Source organism: Flavobacteriaceae bacterium GSB9 (genome assembly GCA_022749295.1).
Taxonomy (GTDB): domain Bacteria; phylum Bacteroidota; class Bacteroidia; order Flavobacteriales; family Flavobacteriaceae; genus Flavisericum.
In genome coordinates, this window is record CP062007.1 from 364,561 (window position 1) to 381,706 (window position 17,146).

The window sequence follows — 17,146 nt, forward strand, 5'->3', positions numbered from 1 at the left end:
CATGGTAAAACCATTAGACGGTTTATTGGTATTGGAGTTTTCGCAGTTTTTAGCAGGACCATCGGCTGGATTAAAATTAGCTGATTTGGGAGCCCGTGTTATTAAAATTGAACGGCCTGTAAAAGGCGAAGCTTGTCGTCAGCTTAGTATCAAAGATTTGTTTGTTGACGATAGTAGTATGTTATTTCACACCATTAATAGAAATAAAGAATCTTTCGCAGCCAATTTAAAGGATCTTGACGATTTAGAGCAAGTAAAAAAGCTGATAGCCAAAGCAGATATTATGACGCATAATTTCCGCCCTGGCGTTATGGAAAAAATTGGTTTAGACTTTAAAAAAGTACTAAGCATAAACCCAAAAATCATTTATGGTGTTATTATGGGTTACGGTAGCGAAGGTCCATGGGCTAAAAAACCGGGGCAGGATTTGTTGGTACAATCGCTTTCTGGGTTAACTTGGTTAAGCGGAAAGAGTATACAAGGTCCTGTACCCTTTGGATTGGCAGTGGCCGATTTAATGTGTGGGAACCATTTTGTGCAAGGTATTTTGGCCGCATTGCTTAAACGTGCTAAAACAGGAAAAGGCGTTTTGGTTGAAGTCAGTTTACTGGAATCGATTTTAGATGTGCAGTTTGAAGCGCTCACTATATTTTTAAACAATGGCGGAAAATTGGCCAATAGGGGAAATGTTCGCGGTAGTGCGCATGCTTTTTTAAGTGCACCTTACGGTATTTACGAAACCAACGATGGCTATTTGGCTTTAGCCATGGGCGATTTATTGCTAATGGCTGAAGTTTTAGAGGTCGATTTAGGAAAGTATACGAATAAGAAAACATGGTTTCGTTCGCGCGCAGCAATTAGAAAAATTTTAGCAAAAAGAATTATAACCAAAAGTTCGGATCATTGGATTGGTGTTTTAAGGGAAAAAGGATTATGGTGCGAAAAAGTACTGAATTATCAAGATTTAAACGGTCGGCCTTTTATGGACGATTTGCAGTTAAAGCAAACCGTGAAAAACTCAAAGGGGGAAACCATGGTAACTACACGAAGCCCTATTCAAATTGACGGCGAGCTTTTATTGGATGATAAAGCAGCACCTCAGGTAGGGGAAGATAATAATGCTATTAACGAACAATTTTTAACGAACTAAATGAAGCCCTTAGAAGATTATTTAATAATTGATTTTAGCCAGTTCTTATCAGGGCCTTCGGCAAGTTTACGCTTGGCCGATTTGGGAGCAAGAGTGATAAAAGTGGAAAAACCCGGTCTTGGTGATATATGCCGAACGCTTTATACTTCCGATTTAATAATGAACGGCGAATCGTCTATTTTTCATACAATTAATAGAAACAAAGAATCGTTTGCCGCCGATTTTAAAGATGAACAAGACCTTAAAAAATTGAAAGTTTTAATTGAAAAGGCCGATGTGGTTATGCATAACTTCCGCCCAGGAGTGATGGAGCGTGTAGGGTTGAGTTACGACGATGTAAAAGCAATAAATCCAAAAGTGGTTTATGCCGAAATATCAGGTTACGGTAACCACCCTGATTTGGTTGATAAACCGGGTCAGGATTTGTTGTTACAGTCTCTAACGGCACTAACATGGCTAACGGGCAACCAAAATGATGGTCCCGTACCAATGGGCCTATCTATTGTAGATATGCTGGCCGGTGCACATTTGGCACAAGGTATTTTAGCAGCACTTTACAGAAAAACGGTTAAAAACGTTGGTGCTTTGGTACAAGTAAGTATGTTGGAATCGGCAATCGATTTTCAGTTTGAAACGATCACCACTTTTTTTAATGACGGAGGTGAACTCCCCGTAAGGACAAAAACCAACAACGCTCACGCTTATTTGGGGGCTCCCTATGGTATTTATAGAACTAAAGATGGATTTTTAGCACTGGCAATGGGGTCGATACCGGTATTGGCCGATTTATTGAAGTGCAACGAATTGCTTAAATTTCCAGAAAATAAATTCGAATTACGGGATAAAATTAAAAAAATACTGGCAAAACACCTTAAAACACAAACAACCGGTTTTTGGCTCAACATTTTAGAGCCCGCTGATATTTGGTGCGCCAAAGTTTTAAATTATCAAGAGCTTTTTGAGGAAGAGGGGTTTAAAGTTTTGCATTTTGTTCAAAGCGTAACCATGGGCGACGGCTATGAATACAAAACAACGCGATGCCCCATTAAAATTGACGGAGAAGTATTCAAATCAATAAAAGCATCACCAAAACTTGGTGAGCACAACGAGAAAATTATATTGGAATTAATAAACAACTAAGACATGGGAAAATTTAGAATAGCTGTAAGGAAATTTGAGCCTTTTGAAAATACCTTAAAAAAGCTTTGGGATGCTTTCTGTTTAGAAAATAATTTGAACATTGATGTAGAAATGGTTCCAATGGAACTTCATGAGCTGTATGAAGAAATACTTATAAAAAAAGGTTTGCAAAATGGCGATTGGGATATAGCGCATATCAATACAGATTGGATTTTAGATGCCGTAAACGGAAACGCTGTAGAAAATTTAACGCCGTTTTTAGAAAAAGATCCGCCACAAGACTTCCCAGATGGTTGGCACAATTCTTTACTCCACCTTCAAGAAATTAATAATAATGTTTACGGTCTTCCATTTCATGATGGCCCAGAATGTTTGATTTACCGAAAAGATTTATTCGAAGACCCTACCGAGAAAGCAAATTTCAAAAAACAATATGGCTACGATTTAAAACCTCCTACAACTTGGAATGAGTTTACTCAGATTGCAGAATTTTTTAATAGGCCCGATGAAAACCTATACGGTTGCGTGTTCGCCAATTATCCCGACGCGCATAATATGGTTTTTGATTTTTCATTACAATTATGGACACGCGGTGGGTCGTTATTGGATTCAAATAACAATATAAATATCAACACTCCAGAAGCTGTAAAAGCATTAGAATTCTACAGAGCGATTGTAAACAACGAAAAAACCACCCACCCTGGATCTGAAGATTTTGAGTCGGTTGAAGCCGGAATGGCATTTGCAAAGGGTGAAGCGGCTATGACCATAAATTGGTTTGGCTTTGCGTCTATGGGTGAGGTAATTGAAGCTTCTAAAGTTAAAGGAAAAGTTGATATTGCAGAGCTGCCACACGATGCTGGGTGTAAAGCTGCATCACTAAATGTATACTGGCTTTATACCATAGGCTCTGGTAGTAAAAATAAAGCTCTTGCTTACGAATTCTTGAAATTTGCAACAAGACCCGAAAGCGATAAATTATTAACAAATGAAGGCGGTATTGGGTGCAGAAAATCAACTTGGAATGATGATGAAATAAATGAAACCATTCCTTACTACCATAAATTGGGTATGCTGCATGAAAATGCCCTAACACTGCCACAAACACCTGTTTGGCCAAAAGTAGCAGAACTCATAGACAAAATGGTCTTACAGGCGATAACTAGCCATGTTCCCACACCTTTGCTCTTAAAAACTACACAAAATAAAATACAGGAAGTTTTTGAATATAAACCCTTACTTCCCGAAACAGAGCAACCCATTATGATTATTGGAGCAAGCGGTATAGTAAAGGATGCCCATTTGCCGGCATACAAAATGGCGGGTTTTAAAGTATATGGCATAACAAACAGAACCATTTCTAAAGCCCATAAAATGGCTGAAGACCACAATATCCCACATGTTTTTAAAAATGTTGCAGAAGCGGTTAAAAACGCACCAGAGAATGCGGTTTACGATATAACGGTGTTACCCGACCAATATGTGGAAATTTTAGAACAATTGCCTGATGGAGCAGCCGTACTTATTCAAAAACCAATGGGCAATGATTATAAACAAGCCAAAGAAATTGTTGAAGTATGCGAACGTAAAAACTTGGTAGCAGCTATAAATTTTCAGCTGCGATTTGCTTCGTTTGTTAGTGCGGCTAGAAACATTATTGATAAAGGATTAATAGGTGATTTGTACGACATGGAATTCAAGGTTAGTGTGAAAACACCGTGGGAACTTTTTCCGGTTATTAAACAACACCCACGCTTGGAAATCCTTTTTCATAGTGTGCATTATATCGATTGTATCCGTTCATTTTTAGGGAATCCAAAACGGGTTATGGCACGTACAACAAAACATCCAAAGAAAGATTTGTCTTCGTGTCGTTCAACAATTATCATGGATTATGGCGATGAAATCAGTGTTAAAATCAACACCAATCATGATCATGATTTCGGTACAGAAAATCAAGAAAGCTATATTAAATGGGAAGGCACAAAAGGGGCAATTAAAGCTAAAATGGGCTTATTGATGAACTACCCAGACGGGTTGCCTGATGAGTTTCAATATGTAATAGTTGAAGATGGTAAAGCACCTGAATGGAAAACACTCGAATTGGAGGGTTCTTGGTTCCCAGAAGCTTTTATTGGAACGATGTCTAACCTTATGCGCTTTAAGGAAGGAACCGATAACGAACTATACACAAGTGTTCAGGATGTCTTGCATACCATGAAAGTGGTTGAAGCGTGTTATTTGAGCAATAGCGAAGGAGGTATATCATTAACAGAATTATAAAACAAAAACAATGTATTTTAAATCCATATTTTTCGAAGATTATAAATTAAACGATAAGCGAGTAACCTTAGGCAGAACTATTACAGAGACTGATTTTGTAATGCATGCCGGACATACTGGAGATTTTTTTCCACATCACATGGACGAAGAGTGGTGCAAAACCCAGCCTTTTGGACAGCGCATTGCGCATGGTACCATGATTTTTAGTATTGGGATTGGTTTAACGGCTTCGGAGATTAATCCTGAAGCATTTTCAAAAGGCTACGACCGCATGCGTTTTGTTAAGCCGGTACATATAGGTGATACCATTCATTCTGAAATTACCATTTCAAATAAAGGCGATGCCAAAAGGCCAGAAATGGGAACGGTAACCGAACATGTTGAAATTATAAACCAAAAAGGAGAAGTCGTTTTGGTTTGCGATCATTTACTACTTGTAAAACGCAAGACTAAATAATTTACAATCTCAAACCAAACTAAACCATTAATTTAAAAACATCAATAAAATGAGTGCACCCAATTCCATATTAGGTACGTTTCTTCATGCTGTAGGGGGTATGTCTGCTGCTAGTTGTTATCTTCCCAGTACAAAAACCAAAGGTTGGTCATGGAACACCTATTGGCTTACCCAATCACTCTTTGCGTGGTTGGTTGTACCATTATTGTTGGCATGGATTACGGTACCCAATTTCTTTTCCATTATAGCTAATGCCCCTTCAAAACCATTTTGGATGGCCTTTTTATTGGGTGCTGTATACGGGTTTGGCGGGATGTCGTTTGGTAAGGCTATCAACCACATCGGTTACTCGTTGACTTATACGCTGGCTATTGGGATTTCGGCGGTTGTTGGTACAATTATGCCACTTATGGTTTTTGGAGGCTTAGGTGATTTTTTTACAAAACCAGGCGGTACCATTGTACTATTGGGAATGGTTTTGTCTATAGTTGGTGTGGCCATTTGTGGCTGGGCAGGCTTTAAAAAAGAGAAAGATTTAGATGCTGAAAAATTAAATAAAACCGGGTTTAATATGATGTTGGGGCTGGCATTAACCATTGTTGCCGGGGTACTCTCAGGGGTTTTTAACCTATCGTTAGAGTATGGACAGCCCATTGCAGATATGGCTGCCCAAAATGGAGCTGGTCATTTTGAAGGAAACGCTAAGCTTGTAGTTTCAACGTTTGGATGTTTTGTGGTTAACCTCATTTGGTATGTAATAGCTGGGTATAAACAAAACACTTTAAAAGAGTTCTTGCCAAATAAAGAGGAAAAAAATAAAACCAAAAATAGGCTTGTAAAAAATTGGTTGTTATCGTCGTTAACAGGGACGCTGTGGTGCATGCAATTTTTCTTTTATGGATTGGGGCATGTAAGAATGGGCGATTACCAATTTGCTAGTTGGGTTTTGCATATGTCTATGCTTATTTTCTTTAGTTATATAGTTGGTGTAATTATGAAGGAATGGAAAAATGTAAAAAGAGAGACCTACACTATACTAATTCTAGGCTTAGCAGTTTTAATTTTTTCGTTTTGCGTCACAAGTTACGGTAGTTATTAGAATAAAAAACTAATTGGCAAATTAAACTTTTTGGCAATATAACGGTCATAATTATAACTTTTAACATGAGCACATTGTTTTTTGTGATATATTTGGGTAATCGATTACATTTTAATGGTTAAATTCAATCGTAAAATAATAGTTTTGGCTGTAGGCCTAAGTTTGCTCGTGGCATGTAAACATAAGCAGGACGAAAGTAGCCAATGGCTTCTAGCTGACTTTTTGGATAAAAACTCAAATAGTTACAAAGTTATCGGAACCCCCCAAGTTATAGATTCGCCTTACGGAAAATCTGTTTATTTTGATGGCGTTGATGATGCTATTTTTCTGGAAGAAAATCCTTTGAAAACTTATAAAGAGTTTACAGTAGAAATGATTTTTAACCCAGCTGTCGATGGTGATTTCGAACAACGCATAGTGCACATGGGCGAAGTGTCTGGCGATCGGATGTTGCTTGAAATAAGAGCAAAAGACGGGCAGTGGTACTTTGATGGTTTCGCAGCATCAAACGATAATAAAAAAGCATTGATCGATTCAACGTTAACGCACCCACTAGGCAAATGGCATCATGTCGCCTTTGTAGTAAAACCTAATAGTTTGGCTACCTATGTTAACGGAAAAAAAGAATTGTTTGAACCCTATAATTTTAAGCCCATCCAAACAGGAAAAACATCATTTGGTGTTCGGTTAAATAAACGATCTTGGTTTAAAGGAAGTATTTATAAAATAAAAGTAACTCCAAAGGAACTAGCGCCAACAAGTTTTATGGACATTGGGCCTTAAAAACTCTAACTGTTATGAAGCACATGCACCATAAATTATTGCTTATTTCGCTATTGCTCTTAGGGCTAAATACCGAATCACAGAATAAAACCTTAAAAGATGCCGTTTTAAAAACCATGCAAAACGCTACTGAATTTATGGTGGAAGAAGTAAGCTATAACGGTGGTTATGTTTGGTACTACATGCCAGACTTCTCTCGTCAGTGGGGCGAAATGGAAGCTTACAAAACAATGGTGTGGTTGCAACATCCTGGAACCATTAGTATGGGCCACGTGTTTTTAGATGCTTACCGAGCCACAGGAAACAACTATTATTACGTAGCTGCCGAAAAAGCGGCTCGTGCCATTATTTGGGGGCAAAGTCATGAAGGCGGATGGAATTACATGATTGATTTTGCGGGCGATCGTTCGCTTAGGCATTGGTATGATACTATAGGAAAAAATGGTTGGCGACTTGAAGAGTTTCAGCATTATTATGGAAACTCAACTTTTGATGATGACGTTACTTCTGATGCTGCACGTTTTTTATTGCGTATGTATTTAGAAAAAATGGATCCGACATACAAACCAGCCTTAGATAAGGCCATTCAATTTATTCTAAATAGCCAATATCCAAATGGAGGTTGGCCACAACGCTATCCCTTGCGCTTCGATTTTGAAAAACAAGGCTTTCCAGATTATACATCCTTTTATACTTTTAATGACGATGTTATTTGGGAAAATATCAATTTCCTTACGCAATGTTACCTCGTGTTGGGAGAGGCGCGTTTTCTCAAACCTATCTATAAAGGAATGAATTTTTATAAGATTTCACAGGATAGTTGCGGGGCTTGGGGGCAACAGATTAATATGGAAATGAAAGCAGCTAGTGCTAGAACATATGAGCCCGAAGCTTTTTTGCCAAGTGCTACATGCGAAAATGCCTTGTTGTTAATTAGATTTTATAAGATAACTGGCAATAAAAAATTTCTTGAAGGTGTTCCAAAAGCTATAAAATGGTTGGAAGAAAACATGCTTCCGGAAGAAAAACGAGAAGGTCACAGAACACATCCAACATTTGTAGACGCCAAAACCAACAAGCCTATATATGTGCATAGAAAAGGATCTAATGTAAAATATGGGCGCTATTATACAGATGATGACGACAAAAATTTACTTGCCCATTATTATGGTAAGGCTCATGTGCGTTTAACCGAACTAAAATATGAATATAAAAAAACTCTAGAACTCACTAAGGAAGAGGTTGTTGCAGATTCGCCATTTACACCCAAAAGGTTTAACTTTGCAGAAACCCCACAGAGATATTACAATTTAAACAGACATGTCAATAATTTTAGGGTAGATGAATCTAGGGTGGAAGAGGTAATTAACCAGTTAGACGACAAAAATAGATGGCTCACAGACCGGGCATACATTAGTAATCCGTACCTTGGAGATGGGACGAAGACAGATGAAACCGATCAATACGCAACAACAATGGTTGGAGATGAAACCGATACATCACCTTACCGAAGTACAACAGATCAAAAATACATAGCAACAGGTACGTACATACGAAATATGAAACTGTTAATCAATTATATGAATTCGAATTAAATTAAAAACAGACAAACAATTATTCCAATGAAAAAAAATTATACCCCAAGAGTATTAAGTAGATGGTTTTTAATGCCTTTTCTTAGCCTAACATTTATGTTTTTTACTACTTGTTTTTTAGGTGTTTTTGCCCAAAATCCTGTAGTGAAAATTGATTTTGACCAAGGAGGAAGGCAAACATCAGAGGTAGGTGAACCTGGTTACACGCCGTGGGTTGTTACCAGTACATCTTCTGTTTCCGAAAGCGGAATAACCTTTACCCTTTCTAAATTCGGAAGTTTCGGTGATGGTTTAGGAACGGGTTGGTGGAAAGAAGGAATTCAATCTCCCAACGATGCCAAGCTAGTAGGTGATGGTGCCAAAGTAGACGGCGGTACAGCAAACGATGGAGGACAATTGGAACTTCGTATTAGTGGTTTGGCTGAAGGCACACATTCTCTACTTGTATTTTTAAATCAGGTTAGCAGCGATGTCTACACTTATAGTCCAATCGATATTTCTGTTGATGGTAATTTGGTTGAGGATAATATTGTGCCAACTGTTAGGGCATTAACACCAGCTAGCTCAGCATCTGCATATTTAACGTTTGATGCTACCTCTGGTAATGATGTGGTTATTTTATTTTCAGCCGAAACTTCTGGCTCAGAAGATGTAAAAAATGTAATGATAAATGGTTTTGAACTCAATACACCAAACATTTTTAACCAAGCGACAGATCCTATTCCTGCCCACAACAATGAACATGCTGAATTGAGCTCGGGTAGTATTTTATTGCAATGGACTCCAGCTGATAGTGCTATTTCTCAGAATATTTATTTTGGTACCGATGAAATAGCTGTTGCGAATGCTAACACCACTTCATCAGAATACATGGGAAATCAATATGTAGGAAATGATTCATACCAAGTGAACAGTTTGTATACTGGAGAAACATACTTTTGGCGAATAGACCAAATAACCTCGGGTGGAGAGGTTACACAAGGTAATGTTTGGCGTTTTCGGCCAGCACAATTGGCGTTTCCAGGTGCAGAAGGTTATGGACGTTTTGCTCGTGGTGGTCGTGGCGGAAAAGTAGTGGTGGTCTCTAACCTAAATGATAGTGGTGTTGGTAGTTTGAGATATGCCGTCGAAAACGTTACGGGGCCTAGAACTATTGTTTTTAATGTTTCTGGAATTATAGAGCTTTATTCACGTTTAGTTTGTAATACACCATATATAACCATTGCTGGCCAAACGGCTCCTGGAAAAGGTGTTACCATTAAAGGAAGTTCTTTAGGTTTAGGAAGCCACGATATTATTGTGCAAAATATAAGGGTACGTTTGGGATATAATTGGAATGCCGATATGGGCGGTATGGGTCTAAAAGGTGACCACAATATTATAGACCACTGCTCTATTAGTTGGACCGTGGATGAGGCTATTAGTTCTCGTGATGCCGGTAACGTAACGTTTCAACATTCTTTGGTTTCTGAAGCATTAAACGCTGCAGATCATTTAAATTATCCTTCTGGTACAGAACACGGTTATGCCGCTTCAATTGGAGGTGGCACAGGTAGTTTTCACCATAATTTATTGGCTCACAATTACGGTCGTAACTGGAGTTTAGCAGGTGGATTAGATGGCGGCGGTTTCTATAAAGGATATCTAGATATAACCAATAACGTAGTATATAATTGGGGTTCAAGAACTACTGATGGAGGTGCCAAGGAAGTTAATTTTGTTGGAAACTATTACAAACCTGGACCTGGTACAGAAAAAAAACAGTATGCTTTAATCATGGATCATGAAAATGTTGGAGAAGGTATGCAACGTGCTTTTTTTGAAGGTAATAAAATGCTCGGGGTTTTTGACGAAACTAATCAAGAAGCAGGAAGGCTCTCTAGAGATTCTAATGGCGCTGATACGCAATATGAAACTTTTGTTAATAGCCCATTTTTTCCTTCTTATGTAGAAACACAATCAGTAGATCATGCTTATAAATTGGTATTATCTGATGTTGGTTGTACGCAACCGGTTATGGATGACCACGATAAAAGGATGGTTACAGAAACTTTAGCGGGAACATATTCGGTTACAGGTAGCGTAACAGGTAAAAAAGGATTCCCTGATCGTGAGGCCGACTCTGGTGGCTACGAAAACTATCCGTTTATAACGCGTCCGGCTGATTGGGATTCTGATAGTGATGGTTTGCCTAACTGGTACGAAACAATAATTGGGACTAACTTAAATTCTCCTGTTGGCGATTTTTCAGATGCTAATAACGATGGAGATTTGGACGGTTACACCAATCTTGATGATTATTTGCAATGGATGTCTTTACCACACTATAATTCAGTAAGTGGAGAAACCATCAATATAGATTTGCATGAATTATCTAGAGGTTTTGAGAGTAGTCCTTCGTATGAAGTTTCAAATGTTGTAAATGGTAGCATAAACTTAAATGGTAATATTTTAGAGTTTACGCCCAATGCAGAAGGGTTAGCATCTTTTGATTTTACAGTAACCGATTCTGAAAATGATAGCATGACAAGAACTGTTAATATTCTAAATGGTTTTGATGTTGCTTTGGCGATTGAAGAGAAAATCATTGAAGACCTAAAAATTTGGCCAATACCAAATAACGGAACGTTTTCAATTAGAATGAAAAGTGATTTCGACCAGTCAGAATTTAAATTGTTTGACGTTTTAGGAAAAGAGATTTCCAACGGAATTATTGAAGCCAATCAAGCTAACGAAATAAACGTTAGTTCAAAAGGTATTTTTGTTTTGAAGCTTATCGATTCAAAATCAAAACAAATATTACATACCCAAAAAATAATTGTTAAATAAAAATAAATACCAGTGCACACAACGGGTTTTAAAAAAGCCGTTGTGTGTATTGTTTTATGTAATGAATACATTAAAAAAGCTAAACTCCACTCTATGAAAACCCGATGGACAAAACATATAAAACATTGTGTTTTGTTATTTGTTCTAGCATGCCCATCTATTGCGTTTGTCCATTTTACTACAACAAAGAACTCACCAATACATATTACCAAAACAGGTCAGTTAGAATATAAAATTGAAGCTAACGGCGACCGCGTTCCAGATTATTCTTACTGTGGCTATAAAGCTTCAGAAAGCTCCATACCCAATATTCCTGTGGTTTTGGCAATTGAGGAAACAAATGAAGATGCCACACGGTTAATACAATCGGCGATTGATTATGTATCCAATTTACCTTTAAATAACCATGGATTTCGAGGAACAATTTTACTTAAACCAGGTACTTACAAAATAAGTGGTAGCCTAAAAATGTCCACAAGTGGTGTGGTGTTAAGAGGAAGTGACTCTGGAGAAAACGGCACCAGACTTTTGGCAACAGGAATAGACAGGGCAACACTAATCCGGGTTATAGGTAAGAATAATAAAAATTTAAATCAACCTGTTGAACTTGAAGAAAAATACTTTCCTGTAAACACTTCGGTTCTAACCTTTACAGATAAGCACAATTTTGAGGTAGGCGATAAGATTATTATAAACCGACCATCAACCAAAGAATGGATCGAAAGCATTGGAGCCGGTAAAATTGGGGCTTATGTTGATTATCCGCTTACAGTTTGGGAGCCAGGAGATTTCGACATGAATTGGGATAGAGAGGTGGTTGCCGTTACTGAAAAATCCATAAGGCTTGATGCGCCTCTAACAAATGGATTAAATCCCGAATACGGAAAATCAACCGTTTCTAAGTATAATTGGGATGGTCGAATTAACAATGTTGGCATTGAAAACCTACAATGTGTTTCCACCTTTAATGAGCCCAATAAAAAAGATGAAAACCACCGCTGGATGGCCATTAGTATGGAAAACGTTTACGATTCTTGGGTACGCCGCGTTACTGCAAAAAACTTTGTGAGTTCGGCAGTTGCGATTTGGGACACCGCCAAGCGTATTACCGTTGAAGATTGTAAATCGTTAAATCCAGTTGGCGAAATTGGCAATTACCGCCGGTATGCATTTCAAACACAAGGCCAGCAAATACTGTTTCAACGTTGTTATGCCGAATATGGCTATCATGCCTTTTCAGTAGGCTTCACAACGCCGGGACCCAATGCATTTGTGCAGTGCTACTCTTACTTGCCGTATAATTTTAGTGGTGCTATTGGCGGTTGGTCAAGTGGTATTTTGTTTGATAAAATGACTGTTGATGGTGGTAGCATTAGTTTTGATTATCGCGATGTTGACGGGCAGGGCGGAGGTTGGAGCACCGCAAACTCTTTTAGCTGGCAAACTCGAGCAGCTAAAATTCACTTATCAAAACCGCCCGAAGCACAAAATTGGGCTTATGGGAGTTGGGGACAAGGTTACGGCGACGGACACCACGAATTGCAGCACACTTTTATAAAACCAGAGAGTTTGTTTTATGCCCAATTAGAAGCCCGTACAGGTGAAAAATCGATTGAGGAAGATAAAATTATGGTTTATGAAACGAGTAGTACCACGGCACCCATAACAGAATTGACTAAAGAGTACAGTGGACTGTCTAAATCACCCGACTTGACAATGGACGTTTGGATTGATAAAATGATTGAAAAATATCCTATTGTTTCTGATACTTCCGATGCTTTAGAATGGGACAAAAGTAAAATTCTGAATAAAAGGGAACCAAAGAAAACAACTTTCCCCGTTGCAATTAAAAATGGAAAAATCACAATTAACGATAAAATAGTTTCTAATGGAAGAGACAGAACTTCATTATGGAGAGGCTCCACAAGGCCATCGCAGTTAAAACGATCCCGACCTAATTTAGTGCGGTTTGTTCCTGGAAGGGAAGGACGTGGATTAACCGATAATTTAGATACTTTGGTAGCCGATATGCAGATAAAAAATACCTCGGTAATGCAAAATTTTCCATCACTTTGGTATGAAAGAAGAAGGGACGATCACGCCAGGACACGACGTGCCGATGCCGATGTGTGGGCACCGTTTTATGAACAGCCGTTCAGTCGAAGTGGAGAAGGCGAGGCTTTTGATCGTTTGAGCAAATACGATTTAACCAAATGGAACACGTGGTATTGGTTAAGGTTAAAGCAATTTACTGATTTAGCCGACGCAAATGGATTAATATTCATTCAAGAACATTACCTGCAACACAATATAATTGAAGAAGGTGCGCATTGGACCGATTATCCTTGGCGAACCGCCAATAATATAAATAACACGCAATTTGCTGAAAACCCGCATTATGCTGGAGACAAGCGTATTTACATGGCTGAGGCGTTTTACGATACCACTAATGTAGCTAGGAAACAATTGCATAAGCAATATATCCAAAAAAGTTTGGATGAGTTTAAAGATAATACCAATATCATTCACCATTTGGGATGGGAATACACGGGGCCTGTTCATTTTGTTCAGTTTTGGTTGGATGAAATAGCCGCTTGGGAAAAGGAAAATAGCACAGATGTTTTGGTCATGTTGCCTGGAACGAAAGACATACAGGACGCTATTTTATCAGACGCAAAACGTTCTAAATTGGTAGATATTATAGATATTATTCAATGGAAATATAGAGATGATGGTACATTATACGCACCTCCGGGCGGGGTAAGTTTGGCAGCGCGTCAATATGCAAGAATAATGAATCCCGGTAAAACGACTTTTGAGCAAATTTATAGGGCAGTATCAGAATATCGAACCAAATACCCTAAAAAGGCAGTAGTATTTTCACAGCGGGGCGCTCCGTTTTCTAATTGGGCCACATTTATGGCTGGAGGCTCGTTGGCATCATTGCCAGGAGTTAAAGACAACCAATTTTATAAAGATGCTGCTAACATGGAAAGTTATTCGGTGGAAAACAATCATTCGAAATCTTACGTGTTAGGAAAAAAAGGGCTTGGTTATATTATTTTCAGTGAGCAAAAGGAAGTTCAAATTGATTTAAAAAACGATAAAAAAGATTACCGATTATTTTGGATCAATCCCGAAACGGGCCAAATAACACCCACCGAAACCGTTATAAATAGTTCAGTTAAACAACTGGAATTTCCAAACGAAGGCCTTATAGTGGCATGGCTTCGAAAACAATAAAATGAGTTAGATATGTTAAAATGCCAACCAACTAACCCCCACATATTGTTTACCATTTTTTTTCTTGGAGCATTATCTTGTTGTGTTTCCCAAACCCACATTGGGGATTTATATGATAATTTAGAATTCAACAATGACCATATTATTTATCAAGGAAAAAAAATACAGTTGGGTTCCAAAGCCTTTTTTATTGACGGACAGTTAACAGATGAAGAAGTCTCAAAACATCCATTTGTTTTTAATTCCATAAACGAAGCATCCAAACATTTAACAGACGGCAGCGAAACTGCGCCAATGATATTATTCATAGCGCCCTGGGTTTACTGGATTGATAATCCTGACAACCCCAAAATAAGAGTTCCAAAACCTGGCAACCCAGTTCCTTTCGGTTTAGAAATATCGTGCGAGTGGCTAAAATTCTATGGACTTTCCGACAACCCCGAAGATGTTGTTATCGCTTCAAACCGTGGACAAACCATGGGTGCGAAAGGCAATTTTACCATGCTGAATATTAAAGGCGATGGCACAAAAGTCGAAAACATCACATTCGGGAATTATTGCAACATCGATTTAGTGTATCCGCTAAACCCAGAATTGAACCGAGAAAAAAGAGGGTCGGCTATCGTGCAGGCACAGTTGGTGTTTTCCAACGGCGATAAGGTTTTTGTGAAAAATTCACGCTTTGTTAGTCGCTTGAATTTAGGGCCGTTTTGGGGAAGCAAACGCACGCTTTTTGAAGATTGTCATTTTGAAATGACCGACGATGCCCTTAACGGAAGTGCGGTGTACCTTAACTGTACGTTCGATTTTTACTCCTCAAAACCATTTTACAGAACTGATGGTACGGGATCCGTATTTTTAAATTGTGATATTCGTGTATTTACCCGAGGCAATCAATATTTCACCAAAGCTGGAGGGCCAGTAGCAGCAGTTGATACGCAGTTTTCAGCAGACGAGTTGAACTATATTGGATGGCGTGATAAACCCGATTTAGAGGCACGAAACTATCAATATCAAGTCCGTTTAAATAATGCCCCTTTGTACATAGGTAAAGAACATCCTTACGCTACCGTTGATATGTCGAACAAACAAGTGCTCGACGCCTATCGTTTTAATTACAATGGAAAAACGGTATACAACACCTATAATTTACTTCGTGGAAATGATGATTGGGACCCAATGGAGATTAAATTCACAGTTCAAGAAGCTGAAAAGGAAATCGGAAGAAATTTAACTGAAATACCGACACAATTAAAAATTGCTCCAACTAAAAGGAAATTAGAAACAGGCAAGGATAGTTTACTTTTAAAAACAACTGTAAATCGATTTGGTAATTATGAAGTCTCTAGAATACCAGTAAAATGGAATATTTCGAAAGAATTTCAACCTTATGTTCAATTAAAACCAAATGCAGATGGCACGTGTTGGGTAATCCCTACTAATAACGAAAACCAAACCAAACAGGTTATCGTCACGGCTTCAACAGTTTCTGGTTTGGAAGCGGCGTCTGTTTTTAAAATTTCACCTTCATTTTTGCCACCGCCTTCATTTTTAAAAGTTCCAAAAATCAGTAAAAAAAATGGCAAGTTAAGTGTAGATTACGTTTTAGACATGGACTTTGAAGATGAATCGCTAATCACTTGGTATCGTTGTGAAGACGCTCAAGGGAGCAACCCGATTGAAATTGCCGTTTCAAGGTTCAACAAGCCCATGAAGACCTATACCATTTCCGAAGGTGATATCGGTTATTTTATAAAAGTAAGTGTGTCACCCAACCATTTACGTTGCCACCCCGGAACTCCTAAACCTATGGTTTTCGGCAAAATAATAAAAGCAAAGGATTTCAAAGGCAATCCCAATGTTTTGATTCCTAATCTTGAAAATATGTCTGGAGCCTATCAACCAAAAGTTCTTCCAGGGTTTTGGACATTGGATAGTTATGCTCCAGTCGATACCAAAGCATTTAATTGGGAGGGAGACAACTCACAGGCTCCTTGGTATTATGGTGAAGGCATTAACGGCGCTTCGGGTACAAAAGGTTTTGTGCAAAACATCAAAGGAGCGCGTATGCGGTACAAACCCGTTGGTGATGGTTTTGGTGATATGACAATTAGTTTTACGGCAGTACCAGCAAAAACAGCCGGGCAAGGTTTTAGCAGTGCCAGAATGCAGTACATGGACATCGGTATTAAAATGGATATCGACAATATGAATGGCTATGCGCTGCGATTAATACGCACCACCAAATACAGCGATGCTATCGATTTTATTTTAATGAAATACGAAAACGGAAACGCTACGCCTATTAGCAAGCCGATTTCAGCATCCTGCTATCGTGGCCATTGTAAAATCACAATAAAGGTTATCGGGAAGACTTTAAAAGTTCATGCAGAAAACACTTCAGACTACTTTACAAAACACGATGAATCTGAAGTGGCCAGAGTAGTCGATTTGGAAGCTGAAATTTCATCTAGCCTTTATGGAGGAGTGAGTTTTCAGCACACAGGAACCGTTCGCGGTGGAGCTACTTTAATAAAAGATTTAAAAATAGAATGGCATTATTAGCC

At 38.4% G+C, this 17,146-nt stretch carries 10 protein-coding genes; all 10 read left to right on the top strand.

Annotated elements, in window-relative coordinates:
* Position 1: 1 nt before the first annotated feature.
* Positions 2–1,150, top strand: coding sequence for a CoA transferase (locus GSB9_00351; GenBank protein ID UKM63805.1), 1,149 nt, complete (start codon positions 2–4; stop codon positions 1,148–1,150).
* A complete protein-coding gene (locus GSB9_00352) occupies positions 1,151–2,290 on the top strand; it encodes a CoA transferase (protein ID UKM63806.1) in 1,140 nt (379 codons plus the stop codon). It abuts the gene before it with no gap.
* A 3-nt stretch (positions 2,291–2,293) separates the two neighbouring features.
* Positions 2,294–4,573: an extracellular solute-binding protein gene (locus tag GSB9_00353; protein ID UKM63807.1), complete on the top strand. Its 2,280-nt coding sequence runs from the start codon at positions 2,294–2,296 to the stop codon at positions 4,571–4,573.
* Positions 4,574–4,583: 10 nt separating this feature from the next.
* Positions 4,584–5,030, top strand: coding sequence for a MaoC family dehydratase N-terminal domain-containing protein (locus GSB9_00354; protein ID UKM63808.1), 447 nt, complete (start codon positions 4,584–4,586; stop codon positions 5,028–5,030).
* 49 nt (positions 5,031–5,079) lie between these two features.
* Positions 5,080–6,129, top strand: a complete 1,050-nt coding sequence (locus GSB9_00355) for a hypothetical protein (GenBank protein ID UKM63809.1) — start codon at positions 5,080–5,082, stop codon at positions 6,127–6,129.
* A gap of 144 nt (positions 6,130–6,273) precedes the next feature.
* The gene (locus GSB9_00356; GenBank protein UKM63810.2) at positions 6,274–6,912 is read left to right on the top strand and encodes a LamG domain-containing protein; all 639 of its coding nucleotides are present in this window, start codon (positions 6,274–6,276) and stop codon (positions 6,910–6,912) included.
* A 14-nt stretch (positions 6,913–6,926) separates the two neighbouring features.
* Entirely contained in the window at positions 6,927–8,507 is a 1,581-nt protein-coding gene (locus GSB9_00357) for a pectate lyase (protein ID UKM63811.1), read from the top strand.
* A gap of 27 nt (positions 8,508–8,534) precedes the next feature.
* On the top strand, positions 8,535–11,336 hold the full coding sequence (locus GSB9_00358; GenBank protein UKM63812.1) for a T9SS type A sorting domain-containing protein: 2,802 nt from the start codon (positions 8,535–8,537) through the stop codon (positions 11,334–11,336).
* Between the two features lie 93 nt (positions 11,337–11,429).
* Positions 11,430–14,579 (top strand): DUF6298 domain-containing protein, encoded by a 3,150-nt coding sequence (locus GSB9_00359; protein UKM63813.2) that lies wholly within the window; start codon positions 11,430–11,432, stop codon positions 14,577–14,579.
* Between the two features lie 12 nt (positions 14,580–14,591).
* On the top strand, positions 14,592–17,144 hold the full coding sequence (locus GSB9_00360; GenBank protein ID UKM63814.1) for a hypothetical protein: 2,553 nt from the start codon (positions 14,592–14,594) through the stop codon (positions 17,142–17,144).
* Positions 17,145–17,146: the final 2 nt, after the last annotated feature.